This window comes from Tepidimonas ignava (assembly GCF_004342625.1).
Classification (GTDB): Bacteria; Pseudomonadota; Gammaproteobacteria; order Burkholderiales; family Burkholderiaceae_C; genus Tepidimonas; species Tepidimonas ignava.
Genome location: NZ_SMAH01000012.1, coordinates 79,465 through 96,047, shown reverse-complemented (window position 1 = coordinate 96,047; position 16,583 = coordinate 79,465). Strand labels below are relative to the sequence as shown.

Annotated in this window: 16 protein-coding genes; 9 read left to right on the top strand and 7 right to left on the bottom strand. The window is 70.6% G+C overall.

The genetic code is table 11. The features are described 5' to 3' along the window. Positions 1–14: 14 nt before the first annotated feature. The 3 genes from rpmA to proB all read left to right on the top strand — a co-directional run bounded on the left by rpmA (position 15) and on the right by proB (position 2,720). Entirely contained in the window at positions 15–275 is a 261-nt protein-coding gene (gene rpmA, locus EDC36_RS10050; RefSeq protein ID WP_132963124.1) for a 50S ribosomal protein L27, read from the top strand. Positions 276–380: 105 nt separating this feature from the next. After that, the gene (cgtA, locus tag EDC36_RS10045; protein WP_132963123.1) at positions 381–1,511 is read left to right on the top strand and encodes an Obg family GTPase CgtA; all 1,131 of its coding nucleotides are present in this window, start codon (positions 381–383) and stop codon (positions 1,509–1,511) included. A gap of 9 nt (positions 1,512–1,520) precedes the next feature. Then, positions 1,521–2,720, top strand: coding sequence for a glutamate 5-kinase (gene proB, locus EDC36_RS10040; protein WP_132963122.1), 1,200 nt, complete (start codon positions 1,521–1,523; stop codon positions 2,718–2,720). Between the two features lie 67 nt (positions 2,721–2,787). On the opposite strand, the gene EDC36_RS13395 is transcribed toward proB, so the two are convergent. Then, complete coding sequence (locus tag EDC36_RS13395) at positions 2,788–3,309, bottom strand: CNP1-like family protein (RefSeq protein WP_132963121.1); 522 nt, start codon at positions 3,307–3,309, stop codon at positions 2,788–2,790. A gap of 2 nt (positions 3,310–3,311) precedes the next feature. Then, positions 3,312–4,007 (bottom strand): RNA pyrophosphohydrolase, encoded by a 696-nt coding sequence (locus EDC36_RS10030; protein ID WP_132963120.1) that lies wholly within the window; start codon positions 4,005–4,007, stop codon positions 3,312–3,314. 61 nt (positions 4,008–4,068) lie between these two features. On the opposite strand from EDC36_RS10030, the gene EDC36_RS10025 reads away from it, so the two are divergent. Continuing rightward, entirely contained in the window at positions 4,069–5,814 is a 1,746-nt protein-coding gene (locus EDC36_RS10025; RefSeq protein WP_132963119.1) for a proline--tRNA ligase, read from the top strand. 6 nt (positions 5,815–5,820) lie between these two features. Continuing rightward, positions 5,821–6,465: a lytic transglycosylase domain-containing protein gene (locus EDC36_RS10020; protein ID WP_165902851.1), complete on the top strand. Its 645-nt coding sequence runs from the start codon at positions 5,821–5,823 to the stop codon at positions 6,463–6,465. A 51-nt stretch (positions 6,466–6,516) separates the two neighbouring features. On the opposite strand, the gene EDC36_RS10015 is transcribed toward EDC36_RS10020, so the two are convergent. The 5 genes from EDC36_RS10015 to hemA form a co-directional block, all read right to left on the bottom strand. Next, positions 6,517–7,524 (bottom strand): AAA family ATPase, encoded by a 1,008-nt coding sequence (locus tag EDC36_RS10015; RefSeq protein ID WP_132963118.1) that lies wholly within the window; start codon positions 7,522–7,524, stop codon positions 6,517–6,519. A gap of 109 nt (positions 7,525–7,633) precedes the next feature. Further along, entirely contained in the window at positions 7,634–7,960 is a 327-nt protein-coding gene (gene grxD / locus EDC36_RS10010) for a Grx4 family monothiol glutaredoxin (protein ID WP_132963117.1), read from the bottom strand. A gap of 78 nt (positions 7,961–8,038) precedes the next feature. After that, entirely contained in the window at positions 8,039–8,917 is an 879-nt protein-coding gene (gene prmC / locus EDC36_RS10005) for a peptide chain release factor N(5)-glutamine methyltransferase (protein WP_132963116.1), read from the bottom strand. Then, on the bottom strand, positions 8,914–10,023 hold the full coding sequence (gene prfA / locus EDC36_RS10000) for a peptide chain release factor 1 (RefSeq protein WP_132963115.1): 1,110 nt from the start codon (positions 10,021–10,023) through the stop codon (positions 8,914–8,916). The genes prmC and prfA overlap by 4 nt, the downstream gene beginning before the upstream one ends. Further along, positions 10,020–11,321 (bottom strand): glutamyl-tRNA reductase, encoded by a 1,302-nt coding sequence (hemA, locus tag EDC36_RS09995; protein WP_132963114.1) that lies wholly within the window; start codon positions 11,319–11,321, stop codon positions 10,020–10,022. Before hemA ends, prfA begins: the two co-directional genes overlap by 4 nt. Before the next feature lie 29 nt (positions 11,322–11,350). Between hemA and EDC36_RS09990 the strand changes: the two genes are divergently transcribed. The 4 genes from EDC36_RS09990 to EDC36_RS09975 all read left to right on the top strand — a co-directional run bounded on the left by EDC36_RS09990 (position 11,351) and on the right by EDC36_RS09975 (position 16,557). After that, positions 11,351–11,626 (top strand): hypothetical protein, encoded by a 276-nt coding sequence (locus EDC36_RS09990; protein WP_243646554.1) that lies wholly within the window; start codon positions 11,351–11,353, stop codon positions 11,624–11,626. A gap of 175 nt (positions 11,627–11,801) precedes the next feature. Then, on the top strand, positions 11,802–15,701 hold the full coding sequence (locus tag EDC36_RS09985) for a DUF3683 domain-containing protein (protein ID WP_132963113.1): 3,900 nt from the start codon (positions 11,802–11,804) through the stop codon (positions 15,699–15,701). Next, positions 15,698–16,153: an HIT family protein gene (locus EDC36_RS09980; RefSeq protein ID WP_132963112.1), complete on the top strand. Its 456-nt coding sequence runs from the start codon at positions 15,698–15,700 to the stop codon at positions 16,151–16,153. Before EDC36_RS09985 ends, EDC36_RS09980 begins: the two co-directional genes overlap by 4 nt. Next, positions 16,150–16,557, top strand: coding sequence for a gamma-butyrobetaine hydroxylase family protein (locus EDC36_RS09975; RefSeq protein ID WP_132963111.1), 408 nt, complete (start codon positions 16,150–16,152; stop codon positions 16,555–16,557). Before EDC36_RS09980 ends, EDC36_RS09975 begins: the two co-directional genes overlap by 4 nt. Positions 16,558–16,583 lie beyond the last annotated feature (26 nt).

Sequence of the window (16,583 nt, the reverse complement as noted above, 5' to 3'; positions counted from 1 at the left end):
CGAGGTGACCCACCATGGCACAGAAAAAAGGCGGCGGCTCCACGCGCAACGGGCGTGATTCCAAGCCCAAGATGCTGGGCGTCAAGGTGTTTGGCGGCCAGGAAGTGAGCGCGGGCGCGATCATCGTGCGCCAGCGTGGCACCAAGTTCCATCCCGGCGTGGGCACGGGCATCGGCCGTGACCACACCATCTACGCCACGGTGGCGGGCAAAGTCGAGTTCGACGTCAAGGGTCCGCTCAACCGCAAGGTGGTCAACGTCGTCGCGGCGGCCTGACGCGCCCCCTCGACACCCTGGTGCAAGGGCCCGCCGCGTGCGGGCCTTTGTCGTTGCGCGACAGCGCGTTGGGCGCGCGGCCATACCCCGCGCCAAGGAGCCGCCATGAAGTTTGTCGATGAGGCCTGGATCGACGTCGCCGCGGGCGACGGTGGCAACGGCTGTGCGTCGTTCCGCCACGAGAAATTCAAAGAGTTCGGCGGCCCTGACGGCGGCGACGGCGGCCGCGGCGGCCACGTGTGGGCCGAAGCCGACCCCAACCTGAACACGCTGGTGGACTTCCGCTACGCGCGTCGCCACGAAGCGCAACGCGGCGAGCACGGCCGCGGCAGCGACCAGTACGGGGCCAAGGGCGCCGACGTGGTGCTGCGCATGCCGGTGGGCACCATCATCCGCGATGCCGACACCGGCGAGCTGGTGGGCGAGCTGCTGGCGCCCGGGCAACGCCTGCTGCTGGCCAAGGGGGGCGACGGGGGGCTGGGCAACCTGCACTTCAAAAGCTCCACCAACCGCGCCCCGCGCCAGCGCACGATGGGCAAGCCCGGCGAGCGCCGCCGCCTGCACCTGGAGCTCAAAGTGCTGGCCGACGTGGGGCTGCTGGGCATGCCCAACGCGGGCAAATCGACCCTGATCGCCGCGGTGTCCAACGCGCGGCCCAAGATCGCCGATTACCCGTTTACGACCTTGCACCCCAACCTGGGCGTGGTGCGCGTGGGCCCGCAGCAAAGTTTTGTCATCGCCGACGTGCCGGGCCTGATCGAGGGCGCGGCCGAAGGCGCCGGGCTGGGGCATCATTTTTTGCGCCATCTGCAGCGCACGCGCCTGTTGCTGCACCTGGTGGACATGGCGCCGTTCGACGACAGCGTGGACCCGGTGGCGCAGGTGCGCGCGATCGTGGCCGAGCTGAAAAAATACGACCCGGCGCTGGCGGCCAAGCCGCGCTGGCTGGTGCTCAACAAGCTCGACATGGTGCCGCCTGAGCAGCGCGAGGCGCGCGTGCGCGACGTGGTGCGCCGCCTGCGTTTCAAGGGACCGGTGTACGCGGTGTCGGCGCTGACGCGCGAAGGGCTGGAGCCCCTGATGCGCGACGTGATGCAGTGGCTGGCGGCCCAGCGCGCCGCCGAGCAGCCGGCCGCGCCCGACCCGCGGTTCGCCCAGGCTTCGGCGCCGGACGTGGACCCCGACGCGGCGCCGGCCACCACGGCGGCGCGCGGGCCGGGACGCCGTGACCGATAATCCAGCGCCATGACGACCGCCACGCGCACCGCCAGCGACGCCACGCACGACACCGCCACCGGGTTGAGCCTGCCCCACCGTACCCCGGCGCAGGTGCTGACGGCCGCGCGGCGCATCGTTGTCAAGGTCGGCTCCAGCCTGGTCACCAACGAGGGCCGTGGGCTCGACGAAAGCGCCATCGGCCAATGGGCACGGCAGCTGGGCGTGCTGGCGCGCAGCGGCCGCGAGGTGGTGATGGTGTCCAGCGGCGCCATCGCCGAGGGCATGAAGCGCCTGGGCTGGCCCAGCCGACCCAAAGAGCTGCACGAGCTGCAGGCCGCCGCCGCCGTCGGGCAGATGGGCCTGGCGCAGATGTGGGAAACCAAGCTGCGCCAGCAGGGCCTGGGCAGCGCCCAGGTGCTGCTGACGCACGCCGACCTGGCCGACCGCGAGCGCTACCTCAACGCGCGCTCGACGCTGCTGACGCTGCTGGCGCACGGTGTGGTGCCGGTCATCAACGAAAACGACACCGTCGTCAACGACGAAATCAAGTTCGGTGACAACGACACGTTGGGCGCGCTGGTGGCCAACCTGATCGAAGCCGACCTGCTGGTGATCCTGACCGACCAGCGCGGGCTGTACACGGCCGACCCGCGCAAGCAGCCGGATGCCGCCTTCGTGCACGTGGCGCGCGCGGGCGACCCGGCGCTGGAGTCGATGGCCGGTGGCGCGGGCAGCCGCGTGGGCACCGGCGGCATGATCACCAAAATCCTGGCCGCCAAGCGCGCGGCCGGCTCGGGCGCGTCCACCGTCATCGCGTGGGGCCGTGAGCCCGACGTGCTGCCGCGTTTGGTGGCGGGCGAAGCGATCGGCACCTGCCTGGTGGCCGACAACACCAAGCAGCAGGCGCGCAAACAGTGGATGGCCGACCACCTGCAGCTGCGCGGCGCCGTCACGGTGGACGCGGGCGCCGTGGCCAAGCTGCTGCACGAGGGCAAGAGCCTGTTGCCGATCGGCATGACGGCGGTGGACGGCGACTTCCAGCGCGGTGACGTGATCGCGGTGCGCGCGCCCGATGGGCGCGAGATCGCGCGCGGGCTGGCCAACTACGCCGCGGCCGAGGCGCGGCTGTTGTGTCGCCGGCCGTCGGCGGAGATCGAGCGGCTGCTGGGTTACGCCGCCGAGCCCGAAATGATCCACCGCGACAACCTGGTCGTCACCGCGCGCTGAGCGCGGGTGCGCCGGCCGCGCCGGGCGGCCCGCGGTGCGGCGGCCTTGGCCGCGCGCCCGCGCGCGCTCAGCGGTCCAGCGTGCGGTGTTGGCGCAGCGCGCGCACCATGTCGGCCGGCCGCCCGTTGGGGGTGGCGCCGTCGCAAAAGCCACCACGCGCCAGCGCCACCGCCGGGCGCGAGGCGAACTCGCCGCCCAGGTTGCGCCACGTCGGGTTGGGGTGCGGTTGCCACTGCCCGGGCGGCCCCGGGTTCCAGTGCGCGTAGGTTTTGACTTGGCCGGTGGCGCAGCGCAGGCCCTCGTACCAGGCGTTGACGGCGCCGCTGGCGCTGTGCGCCACGATGACGTAGCGGATCACGCCGTCAGGTCCCAGCGTGACGCTGTCGGCGTCAACGCCAAAGCGCAGCTCGCTGTGCACCGACGGCACAAACGGCACCAGGCGCTCGGCGCGCCACCCGGGCGGCGGCGGGGCCTCGGCTTCGCGCCAGTCGCGGTTGGGGTCGGTCAGCCATTGCGCATGGACCGCCGGGGTGCTCAGCAGCCCCGCGGCCAGCAGCGCCACGTTCAGCGTACGTCGAAGGCGTTGCATCGTCAGTCGGTGGTGGGTCCGGGTTTGGCCCCGGGCCGCAGCACCGCACCCGGGGGGGCCGCGCGGCTGGCGCCGGGGGGCAGCTCCGCGTGGGTGGGCAAGCCCAGCTGCGGCGGCAGCGGGCGGGTGGGGCGTGGCGCCTCGCGCCCGCCGCCGGCTGGCGGACGCGTGCGACGCAAAAAGCGGTTGCCGCCACGACCGTTGCGCTCGTCGGGCCGCCCGGGCAGCGGTGGGAGGTAGGCCGCCAGCTCCTGCAGCGCACGCAGGTACACGTCGCGCTTGAACTCGATGACCATGTCCAGCGGCACCCAGTAGTCGTGCCAGCGCCAGGCGTCGAACTCAGGGTGGTCGGTGGCGCGCAGGTTCAGGTTCCAGTCCCCGCCCACCAGGCGCAACAAAAACCAAATCTGCTTTTGCCCCTTGTAGTGCCCGCGGGCGTCGCGCCGGATGTAGCGGTCGGGCACCTCGTAGCGCAGCCAGTCGCGCGTGCGTGCCAGCACCTCCACGTGTTCGGGCTTGAGGCCGATCTCCTCGTGCAGCTCGCGGTACATGGCCTGCTCGGGCGTCTCACCGCGGTCGATGCCCCCTTGCGGAAACTGCCACGAGTGGGTGCGGATGCGCTTGCCCCAGAACACCTGGTTGCGGTGGTTGAGCAGGATGATGCCGACATTCGGCCGGTAGCCGTCTCTGTCAAGCATAATCAACCCCAATCTTGAAAAACTGACCCGATTATGCAACGCGGGTCGCATCCCTGTCGATATGAAAGCCTCCCAGTTCCACATCGCCACCCTCAAGGAAGCCCCGGCCGACGCCGAAGTGGTCAGCCACAAGCTGATGATGCGCGCCGGCATGATCAAAAAGCTGTCGGCCGGCATCTACACCTACATGCCGATGGGCCTGCGCGTCATCCGCAAGGTCGAGCGCATCGTGCGCGAGGAGATGGACCGCGCCGGCGCCATCGAGCTGACGATGCCGATCGTGCAGCCGGCCGAGCTGTGGCAGGAGACCGGGCGCTTTGCCAAGATGGGCCCGGAGCTGCTGCGCATCAAGGACCGGCACGAGCGCGACTTTGTCATCCAGCCCACCAGCGAGGAGGTGGTCACCGACATCGCCCGCCAGGAGCTGCGCAGCTACAAGCAGCTACCGAAGAACTTTTACCAAATCCAGACCAAGTTCCGCGACGAGCGCCGCCCGCGCTTCGGGCTGATGCGCGGGCGCGAATTCATCATGAAGGACGCCTACAGCTTCGACCGCGACGCCGAAGGCGCGCAGCGCAGCTACGCCATCATGGCGCAGGCGTACCGGCGCATCTTCGACCGCTTTGGGCTGCGCTACCGTGCGGTGGCGGCCGACAGCGGCGCCATCGGCGGCGACCTCAGCGAGGAGTTCCAGGTCATCGCCGCCACCGGCGAGGACGCCATCGTCTACTGCCCCACGAGCGACTACGCTGCCAACCTCGAAAAGGCCGAAGCGCTGGCGCCACAGGGGCCGCGTCCGGCCCCCACGCAGTCCCTGACGCGCACGCCAACGCCGGGGCGCAGCACCTGCGCCCAGGTGGCCGAGTGGCTGGGCGTGCCGCTGCAGCGCACGGTCAAGTCGATCGTGCTGGCCACCGACGAGGTCAACGAACGCGACGAGGTTGTGGCCACCCGCCTTTGGCTGCTGCTGCTGCGCGGCGACCACGACATGAACGAGGTCAAGGTGGGCAAGCTGCCCGGCCTGGCGCTGGGCTGGCGCTTCGCCACCGAGGCCGAAATCATCGAGCACTTTGGCTGCAAGCCAGGCTACCTGGGGCCGGTGGGCACGCGCAAGCCGGTGACGGTGGTGGCCGACCGCGACGTGGCCGTGATGGCCGACTGGATTTGCGGCGCCAACGAAGTGGACCACCACCTGACCGGCGTCAACTGGGGGCGCGACCTGCCCGAGCCCGACCTGGTGGCCGATATCCGCAACGTCGTTGCGGGCGATCTGTCGCCCGACGGCAAGGGGGTGCTGGCGATCGAGCGCGGCATCGAGGTGGGCCACGTGTTTTACCTCGGCACCAAATACAGCCGCGCGATGAACGCCACCTTCCTGGACGAGGACGGCAAACCCAAGCCGTTCGAGATGGGCTGCTACGGCATCGGCATCACGCGGCTGCCCGCCGCGGCGATTGAGCAGAACCACGACGAGCGCGGCATCATCTGGCCCGACGCCATCGCCCCCTTCACGGTGGTCATCTGTCCCATTGGCATGGACCGCAGCGCCGCCGTGCGCGAAGCGGCGCATGGGTTGTACCAGCAGCTGCTGCAGGCCGGCGTCGACGTGATCCTGGACGACCGCGGCGAGCGCCCGGGCGCGATGTTCGCCGACTGGGAGCTGATCGGGGTGCCGCACCGCCTGACGCTGGGCGAGCGTGGCCTCAAGGACGGCGTGGTGGAGTACCAGCACCGGCGCGACACCGCGCCCACGCCGGTGCCCTTGGCGCAGGCGGCGGACTGGGTGCGGGCCCGCATCCAGGCCTGATGCGCCATGGGCGTGCCAGCCACGCCGGGGTGCACACGCCGCGCCGCGCTGATGCGCGTGGGGGCGCTGGCCGTCGCTGGCGGCTGGGGCTGCGGGCCTGCGCCTGCGTGGGCCGGCGCCCAGGTCGAGGAGCCGCTGGCCGACGCCGTGCGCCACGCGCTGCGGGCCGCGGTCGAGCAGCTCGACCCGCCGGAGCCCAGCTTTGCCAGCGCGGAGGAGCGCGCGCGCTACGTGCGCTGGTTGACCGAGGCAAGCTGGCGCTTGCGGCGGCGCAAGCCCGAGCTGCGCGCGCGCCTGGACTTTTTGCAGACCGTGTGGTACGAGAGCCGCCGCGCCGGGCTGGACACGGCCCTGGTGTTGGGGCTGATCGAGGTGGAAAGCGGCTTTCGGCGCTGGGCGATGTCGCGCGCGGGCGCGCGCGGCTACATGCAGGTGATGCCGTTTTGGACCCGGCTGATCGGCGACGGCGACCCGGACAAGCTGTTTCACCTGCAGACCAACCTGCGCTACGGTTGCGTCATCCTGCGCCACTACCTGGACCGTGAGGGCGGCGACCTGTTCCTGGCGCTGGGCCGCTACAACGGCAGCCGCGGCCAGGCCGCTTACCCCAACGCCGTGCTGGCGGCGCGGCGGCGCTGGCTGTTGGGCTGAGCGGTGGCCGTCGCCGCGTGTCGCGCCACGCCCGCGGCGGGGCCGTGCGCGTCAGGCCAAAAAGCCGAGGCGGGGCTTGCTTGACCCCGTGGTGGGCAGGTCGGCGGGCAGCAGGTGGTCGCGGCCATCCAAGCGGGCGTTGCCAAAGGCCGTCATCAGCGCACGCCGCATCTCCCGCGGCGCCAGCGTGGCCAGCACGTCGAGCACATCGTCGCCCGGTTCGTCGACGAACAACCGCCCCCAGTCGTGCGCGGCGCGCAGCCGCAGGTACAACAAGCGCGCGATGGTGCGCGCTTCGTCGCGCGTGGGCGGGGCGATCTCGAACACGTTCATGCGGTTGAGGATCGGCTCCGGGATCGCACGCTCGTCGTTGGCGGTGGTGATCCAGATCACCTGGCTGGCGTCGATCGGCACCTCGGCGAATTCGTCCACGAAGCGCTGCGCGGTCTGCGGCTCCAGCAGGCTGTACAGCGCGCCCAGCGGATCGTACTGGGCGGCGTCGCTGGCCTTGTCGATTTCATCGACAACGATGACGGGGTTGGCAAAGTCACCCTCGACCAGCGCTTCGAACACCTTGCCGGGCTTGGCGCCTTTCCACTGCGACGACGAGCCCGACAGCAACCAGCCTGCGGTCATCGAGCTCATCGGCACCAGCGTCATCGTCGTGGCCAGCAGCTCGGCCAGTTGTTGCGCGAAGTGCGTTTTGCCCACCCCGGGCGGCCCCAGCAGCAGGATCGGGGTAACTTCCAGGCTGTCGGCGCTGGCCTGCGCCAGCGCCACGTGGCGCTTGATGTCGTCCAGCACCGCGCGGAAGTTGGGCAGTTGTTCGTACAGGGCGGCCATGTCCGGCACGCCCGAGGGTTTGACCGCGAAGCGCTGCGGGCCGCGTTCCAGCATGCGCTCGTAGGTCTGGCACAGGGTGGCCTGCTCGCGCTCGTGGCCCTGGGCCCGCAGCCGCTGCAGGCGCTGTTGCACGTCGTCGGGGTTGAAGATGTCGCGCACGCGCGCGATCGGCAGTCCGCGCGCAGGCGCGACGGTGGGCACGCTGGCGTTGGACATGATGCTCTCCTCACGAAAACCACACGCTGTGGTGTCCATTGAAGCAAGCACCGTGCCGGACGATCCATCGGGTCCAACCCGCGGTGTGGCGTCGGCCGCAGCGCCCGCCTCAGGCGGTTTGACCGCTGAGCAGCTTTTGCAGTTCGCCGCTTTCGTACATCTCCATCATGATGTCGGAGCCGCCGATGAACTCGCCGCGGATGTACAGCTGCGGGATCGTGGGCCAGTTGCTGTACTCCTTGATGCCCTGGCGGATGTCGGGGTCGTCCAACACGTTGACGGTGACGATGGTTTTGGGGTCCACACCGCAGGCTTTGAGGATTTGCACCGCGCGGCCCGAAAAGCCGCACATCGGGAAGCTGGCGGTGCCTTTCATGAACAGCACGATGTCGTGCCCTTTGACGAGTTGGTCGATGCGTTGTTGAACGTCGCTCATGGTGTGCGCTCCAGGGTCGCGTACGGTTGTCGATGATGCCATTATCCCGCCGCCGCGCGCGCCGTGGCGGTGGTGGGGTCAGCCCGGCCAGGGCGCGCCCGTGCAGCGCACGTGGCCGGCCAGGTCATGGCGGTGCTGCACGGCACCAAAACGGTGCATGCGCAGCAGCGCGGCCACCGCAGGGGCCTGGTCCCAGCCGTGTTCGAGCAGCAACCAGCCGCCCGGGGCCAGACGCGCCGGGGCCCCCGCCACGATGGTGCGCAGCGCCGCCAGCCCGTCGGGGCCGGCCGCCAGCGCCTGCCGCGGCTCGTGGCGCAGCGCGTCCAGGTGCGGGTCGTCGTCACGCAGGTAGGGCGGGTTGCTGACCACCAGGTCAAAGCGCGCGGGCGGCGCCGGCGCCGTCGCCTCGGCCGGGTAAGGCCGCCAGCCGTGCCACCAGTCGCCGTGCAGCCAGTGCACCGGCAGGCCCAGGCGCGCGCCGTTGGCGGCCGCCACCGCCAGCGCGTCCGCGCTGGCGTCCACGGCCCACACCTGCGCGCGCGGCCGCTGGGCTTGAATGGCCAGCGCGACGGCGCCGCTGCCGGTGCCCAGGTCCAGCACCTGCGCGGGCGCGTCCGTGGGCAGCAGCGCCAGCGCCCAATCGACCAGGGTTTCGGTGTCCGGGCGGGGGTCGAGCACGCGCGCGTCCACCTGCAGCGTCAGGCCGTAAAAACCGCGTTCGCCCACCAGGTAGGCCAGCGGCAGCCCGGCGCGGTGCTGCTGGCACAGGTGCGCGAACCGCGCCGCCTGCTCAGGCGCCAAGGGCGCGTCGGGGTGCGCCAGCAGCCAGGCGCGTTCGTGCAGGCCGCGCCCCAGCGCGTGCAGCAGCAGCCATTGCGCCGCCAGGTGGTCGAGCCCTTGCTGCTGCGCCCACCGCAGGGCGGCGTCGACCTGATCGGGCGCCGCGTCGGTGCTCATGCCAGCGTGGCCTGCGCTTCCAGCTCGGCCATCTGCTCGGCGCCGCGCGCCAGTTGCAGGCCGTGGATCAGCTCGTCAAGTTCGCCATCGAGCACCGCGGCCAGCTTGTGCAGCGTCAGGTTGATGCGGTGGTCGGTGACGCGGCTTTGCGGAAAGTTGTAGGTGCGGATGCGGTCGCTGCGGTCGCCGCTGCCGATGAGGCTTTTGCGCGTGGCCGCTTCGCGCGCTTCGCGCTCGCGCCGCTGGCGCTCCTGCAGCCGCGCCTGCAGCACCTGCATGGCCTTGGCGCGGTTGCGGTGCTGGCTGCGGTCGTCTTGGCACTCGGCCACCAGGCCCGTGGGCAGGTGGGTGATGCGCACGGCCGAATCGGTGCGGTTGACGTGCTGGCCACCCGCGCCGCTGGCGCGGAAGGTGTCGATGCGCAGCTCCGACGGATCCAGCGCGATGGCCTGCTCCTCGTCGGGCTCGGGCAGCACCGCCACGGTGCAGGCGCTGGTGTGGATGCGCCCCTGCGCTTCGGTGACCGGCACGCGCTGCACACGGTGGCCGCCGGATTCGAAACGCAGCCGCCCGTAGGCGCCATCGCCCACGATGCGCAGCACCAGCTCCTTGTAGCCGCCCAGGTCGCTGGGCGAGGCGCTGATGACCTCGACGCGCCAACCCTGTCGTTCGGCGTAGCGGGTGTACATGCGCGCCAGGTCGGCGGCGAACAGCGCCGCTTCTTCGCCGCCGGTGCCGGCGCGGATTTCGACGAACGCGGGCCGCGCGTCGTCGGGGTCGCGCGGCAGCAGCAGGGTGGTCAACTCGGCTTCCAGGCGCTGCAAATCGGCCTGGGCGGCTTGCGCTTCGTCATGCGCCAGCGCCGCCATCGCGGCGTCGCCGCTGGCGATGGCTTCGTCGTGCAGTTGCAGCGCGGCGCGCCAGTCGGCCTCGCGCTGCAGGTAGCGCTGGTACGGCTGAACCAGCGCGTCGAGCTCGGCGTGCTCGCGCGACAGTTGCCGAAACCGCGCCATGTCGGCCACGACGTCGGGTGCGGCCAGTTGCGCGTCGAGCTCGTGCAGCCGCAGACGGCGCTGCTCCAGGGTGTGGCGCACGAAGGCCTTCATGGCGCGCCGTCGACCCCGCTGCCGTGCGGGCGGCGGCCGCGCAGGAACAGCCGCGCCACCATCTCGGCGGTGTGCTGGCGCGCGGCCTCGTCGCCGCTGTGCAGCTCGGCCAGCGCGCCGTGCAGCAGTTTGTGCGTCAGCCCCCGCGCCAGCGCTTGCAAGGCTTCGTCGGGGCTGGCGCCTTTGGCCAGCAGGCGGCGCGCACGGGCCAGCTCGGCCTCCTGCCACGCCTGGGCCTGCGCGTGCAGGTCACGGATCAGCGGCACCACCCCGTGCGCCGGGTCGCGCTGGCGCAGCCAGTGCATGAAGCTTTGCACCCCGGCGTCGATGATCGCTTCGGCCTGCGCCACCGCGGCCTGGCGCTGGTCTTTGCCGGCCTGGACGACGGCGGCCAGGTCGTCCACGGTGTAGAGGTAGACGTCGTCCAGCGCCTTGACCTCGGCTTCGATGTCACGCGGCACGGCCAGGTCGACCATGAACATCGGGCGGTGGCGGCGGCGCTTGAGCGCGCTTTCCACCAGCCCTAACCCGATGATGGGCAAGGTGCTGGCGGTGCAACTGACCACGGCGTCGAATTCGTGCAGGCGCGCGGGCAGGTCGGCCAGGCGCAGCGCCTCGGCGCCGAAGCGCGCCGCAAGTTTTTCGCCGCGCTCCAGCGTGCGGTTGGCGATCGCCATCGCGCGCGGCTGGCGGGCGGCGAAGTGCGTCGCGGTCAGCTCGATCATTTCACCCGCGCCGACGAACAGCACACGGATGTCGCGCAGGTCCTCGAACAGCTGCCCGCACAGACGCACGGCCGCGGCGGCCATGCTGATGGAGTGCGCACCGATGTCGGTGCTGGTGCGCACCTGCTTGGCCACGGCAAACGAACGCTGGAACATCTGGTGCAGCGTGGCGCCCAGGGCGCCGACTTGGTCGGCCACGCGCACCGCGTCCTTGAGCTGGCCCAGGATCTGGGGCTCACCCAGCACCATGCTGTCCAGCCCCGCCGCCACACGAAACGCGTGGCGCGCCGCCGCATCGTCTTGCAGCACGTAGGCGTGGCGCAGCAGCCCGTCGGGGCTGAGGCCGCCGACGTCGGCCAGCCATCGGGCGGCGGGCTCGACCAAAGGCTCGTCGGCGGCGCAGTACAACTCGGTGCGGTTGCAGGTGGACAGCAGCGTGGCTTCGGCCGGGCGGCGCAGCGCCGCGCGCACCTGCCGCAGCGCTTCGGGTAGCTGGTCCAGCGCAAAGGCAAAGCGCCCGCGCACATCGAGCGGGGCTGTTTGGTGGTTGATGCCGAGCGCCCAGACTGCCATAAGGCGCAAATTATAAAATCCGCCCCCTCGTGGACGCTTGGACGCTTGCTGCACACCTCGTCGCCCTGGTGGCCCCCGCGTGGGGCATGGCGGCGTTGCTGGCCACCGCGCTGACGCTGCGCGGACACGGGGGCAGCGCCCCAGGGTGGCGGCGCTGGGGGCGGCACGTCCTGTGGCTGGCGCTGCCGGGCAGCGCGGTGCTGGTGGCCGGACTCGTGCTTACTGGGGCCGACGGACGCATCGTCACCTACGCGGCGCTGGTGGGGGTGCTGGGGTCGGTGGCGGCCTGGCGCGCGGGGCGTTGACCGCGCGGGCCGCGGCCCCGGGCCGGTTCGCGCGCGACGGGCGCGCAATGGACGCTACGTTGGCAGGGGTACCGGGTGGGGTGGCGCGGCGTCTGTGCTGCGCTGCGGTAACATCGTCGTCCCCCGGCGGTGTCCGTCGCCCACCGCGACGCCGTCCGCGCCCTTCGCTGACGCCATGAACGCTCCGACGCCCCTGCACGCCTTGCTCGACGCCGAACCCCACGCCCCGCGCCTGCGCGAGATCCCGTACAACTACACGTCGTTTTCCGACCGGGAAATCGTCATCCGCCTGTTGGGCGAGCGGGCCTGGGACGTGCTGCAGCAGTTGCGCAGCGAGCGCGCCACCGGCCGCTCGGCACGCATGCTGTACGAGGTGCTGGGCGACATCTGGGTGGTGCAGCGCAACCCCTACCTGCAGGATGACCTGCTGGCCAACCCCAAGCGCCGCGCGGCGCTGATCGACGCGCTGCACCACCGCCTGCGCGAGATCGAGCGCCGCCGCCGTCCGCACGAGGACCCCCAGCGCGACGTGCTGGTGGGCGAGCTGCTGGCGCTGGCGCAGCAGGCGGTGCGCAGCTTCGCCGCGCACTTTGACGAAGTGGCGGCGCTGCGGCGGCGTGCGCTGCGCGTGCTCAAGCGCCACACGCACAAGGACAACATCCGCTTCGACGGCCTCAGCCGCGTCAGCCACGTCACCGACGCCACCGACTGGCGCGTCGAGTACCCGTTTGTGGTGCTCACGCCCGACAGCGAGGCCGAAATCCTGGGCCTGGTGCAGGGTTGCATCGAGCTGGGCCTGACGATCATCCCGCGCGGCGGCGGCACCGGCTACACGGGCGGCGCCGTGCCGCTGACGTGGAAAAGCGCCGTCATCAACACCGAAAAGCTCGAGGCCATGTCGGAGGTGACGCTGGCGCCTATCCCGGGGCACACCCAGCCGGTGCCCACGGTCTGGACCGAAGCCGGCGTGGTGACGCAGCGTGTGGCCGACGCCGCCGAGCGCGCGGGGTACGTGTTCGCCGTCGACCCCACCAGCGCCGAGGCGTCGTGTGTGGGCGGCAACATCGCGATGAACGCCGGCGGCAAAAAGGCCGTGCTGTGGGGCACGGCGTTGGACAACCTGCTGAGTTGGCGCATGGTCACCCCGGCGGCCGAATGGCTGGAGGTCACGCGCCTGAACCACAACCTGGGCAAGATCCACGACGCCGAGGTGGCCAGCTTCGAGCTGGCGTATTACGCCGCCGACGGCAAAACGCTGCTGCGCACCGAGCGGCTCGACATCCCCGGCGCGGCGTTTCGCAAGGCCGGGTTGGGCAAGGATGTCACCGACAAATTTCTCAGCGGCCTGCCCGGCGTGCAAAAAGAGGGTTGCGACGGCATCATCACCAGCGCGCGCTGGGTCGTGCACCGCATGCCGGCGCACACGCGCACGGTGTGCCTGGAGTTTTTTGGCAACCCCAAGGACGCGGTGCCGGCGATCGTCGAAATCAAAAACCACATGTTCGACGAGGCCCGCCGGGGTGGGGCGATTTTGGCCGGGCTGGAGCACCTGGACGACCGCTACCTCAAGGCGGTGGGCTACACCACCAAGAGCAAGCGCGGCACCCTGCCCAAGATGGTGCTGATCGGCGACATCGTCGGCGATGACCCCGACGCGGTGGCGCGCGCCGCCAGCGAGGTGGTGCGCCTGGCCAACGCCCGCGCCGGCGAAGGGTTTGTCGCGGTCAGCCCTGAAGCGCGCAAAAAATTCTGGGCCGACCGCAAGCGCACCGCCGCCATCAGCCGCCACACCAACGCCTTCAAGATCAACGAAGACGTGGTGATCCCGCTGGAGCGCATGGGCGAGTACACGCTGGGCATCGAGCGCATCAACATCGAGCTGAGCCTGCGCAACAAAATCCGCCTGTGCGACGAGCTCGAAGCTTTGCTGGCGCGCCCCGCGTTGCCGCTGGGCAAGGTGGAAGACCGCACCGAGGCGCCGCCGCCCGAGCTGGTCGAGCAGCGCCGCCAGCAGGCGCTGGCGCTGGTGCGCGAGGTGCGCGCGCAGTGGCAGGCGTGGCTCGACGGGCTGGACGCGCCCGCGCCGGGCGAGACCCGCACCGTGTTCGAGTTGCTGCAGGACCACACCTGGCGCGCCAGTTGGAAGATGCAACTGCGGCGGCCGCTGCGCGACCTGTTCACCGGCGCGGCGTTCGCGCCGCTGCTGGCCGAGTGCGACGCCGTCCACCAGCGCGTGCTCAAAGGGCGTGTGTGGATCGCGCTGCACATGCACGCCGGCGACGGCAACGTGCACACCAACATCCCCGTCAACAGCGACGACTACGACATGCTGCGCACCGCGCACGAGGCGGTGGACCGCGTGATGGCGCTGGCGCGCAGCCTGGGCGGCGTGATTTCGGGCGAGCACGGCATCGGCATCACCAAGCTGCAGTACCTCACCGACGAGGAGCTGACCCCGTTTGCCGCCTACAAGGCCAAGGTCGACCCGCACGGGCACTTCAACCGCGGCAAGCTGCTGCGCCAGCCGGTGGGCGAGGCACGCGCAGCCGACCTCAGCCAAGCCTACACCCCGAGCTTTGGCCTGATGGGCTACGAGTCGCTCATCATGCAGCAAAGCGACATCGGCTCCATCGCCGACAGCGTCAAGGATTGCCTGCGCTGCGGCAAGTGCAAGCCGGTGTGCTCTACGCACGTGCCGCGCGCCAACCTGCTGTACAGCCCGCGCAACAAGATCCTGGCCACCAGCCTGCTGATCGAAGCCTTTTTGTACGAGGAGCAAACGCGCCGCGGCATCAGCGTGCAGCACTGGCGCGAGTTCGAGGACGTGGCCGACCACTGCACCGTGTGCCACAAGTGCCTCAACCCCTGCCCGGTCAACATCGACTTTGGCGACGTGTCGATGAACATGCGCAACTTGCTGCGCAAGATGGGGCAAAAATCGTGGCGCCCGGGCAATGCGCTGGCGATGGCGTTCCTCAACGCCACGCAGCCGCAGACCATCAAGGCCATGCGCACGCTGATGGTGGACGTGGGCTACCGTGCCCAGCGCGCGGCGCACGACCTGCTCAAGGGCCTGGCGCGGCGCCAGACCAGCGCCCCGCCGGCCACCGTGGGGGCCGCCCCGATCAAGGAGCAGGTGATCCACTTCGTCAACAAAAAAATGCCGGGCAACCTGCCCACCAAGACCGCGCGCGCGCTGCTGGACATCGAGGACAAGGCCTACGTGCCCATCATCCGCGACCCGCAGCGCACCAGCGCCGACGCCGAAGCGGTGTTTTACTTCCCCGGCTGCGGCTCGGAGCGCCTGTTCAGCCAGGTGGGGCTCGCCACCCAGGCCATGCTGTGGCACGTCGGCGTGCAAACGGTGCTGCCGCCGGGCTACCTGTGCTGTGGCTACCCGCAGCGCGGCTCGGGCCAGTACGACAAGGCCGACAAAATCATCACCGACAACCGCGTGCTGTTCCACCGCGTGGCCAACACGCTCAACTACCTCGACATCAAAACCGTGGTGGTCAGCTGCGGCACCTGCTACGACCAGTTGCAGCACTACGAATTCGACAAAATCTTCCCCGGCTGCCGCATCATCGACATCCACGAGTACCTGCTGGAAAAGGGCGTCAAACTCGAAGGCAAGGGGGCGTACCTGTACCACGACCCGTGCCACACGCCGATGAAACAGCAAGACCCGCTCAAGACCGTGCGCGCGCTGGTGGGCGACACCGTCGTGGCCAGCGACCGCTGCTGCGGCGAGTCGGGTACACTGGCCGTCACCCGACCGGACGTCTCGACGCAGGTGCGCTTCCGCAAAGAGCAAGAGCTGCGCAAGAACGAGCAGCAGTTGGCCGAGCTGGCGCAGCGCAACGGTACGCCGCTCACCCCCGGGCGCACCAAGATCCTGACGTCATGCCCGAGCTGCCTGCAGGGCCTGTCCCGCTACGGTGAGGACCTCAACAACGGCCTGCTGGAGGCCGACTACATCGTGGTCGAGATCGCGCGCCAGATCCTGGGCGACCACTGGCTGCCCGAGTACGTGGCGCGCGCCAACGCCGGCGGCATCGAACGGGTGCTGGTGTGAGCACGTGCCCGCTGTGCCACGACGACGGCGGCCTGCTGCTGTGGCGCGGCGCGCACTGGCGCGTGGTGCGCGCGCTGGGGCCGGAGGTGGGCGACACGCCCGCGTGGTACCGCGTCATCGCGCAGGGACACGTGGTGGAGTGGTCCGACCTCGACGCCGCCGCCCAGGCGCACGCGATGGCCCTGGTCAGCACCGTGGAGCGGTGCTTGCGCCAGGCGCTGGCGCCGACCAAAATCAACCTGGCCGCGCTGGGCAACGTGGTGCCGCACCTGCACTGGCACGTGATCGCGCGCTTCGACTGGGACAGCCGCTTCCCTGCGCCGGTGTGGGCCGCGCCACAGCGCGCCGTCGACACCCCGCGCTTGGCCGCGCTGCATGCCCAGCTCGCCGCGTGCGACGCCGCCATCGTGCAGGCGTTGCACGCGCTGGCCCCCCAAGGAGGTTTTGCATGACCACCCCCACACCCCAGCCCACCGCCGTCACCGTGCACGGCGCCTCGCGCGTGCTCGAAGTCGCGTTCGACGACGGCGCCTGCTTTCGCATCCCCTTTGAGTTGCTGCGCGTGTACTCGCCCTCGGCCGAAGTGCAAGGCCACGGCCCGGGTCAGGAGGTGCTGCAAACCGGCAAGCGCGACGTCGACATCGTGGCGCTGGCCCCGGTGGGCAACTACGCCGTGCAGCCGACCTTTTCCGACGGGCACGACAGCGGCATCTACACGTGGGCATACCTGTACTTCCTGGGCAGCCGGCAAGACGAGCTGTGGGCCGACTACGAGCGGCGCTTGCGCGAAGCCGGCCTGGACCGCGACGCCCCCATGCCCGCCGCCCCCAGCGGCGGCTGTGGCCACCACGCTTGACCATCACCCTACGCACCACCCGGCCA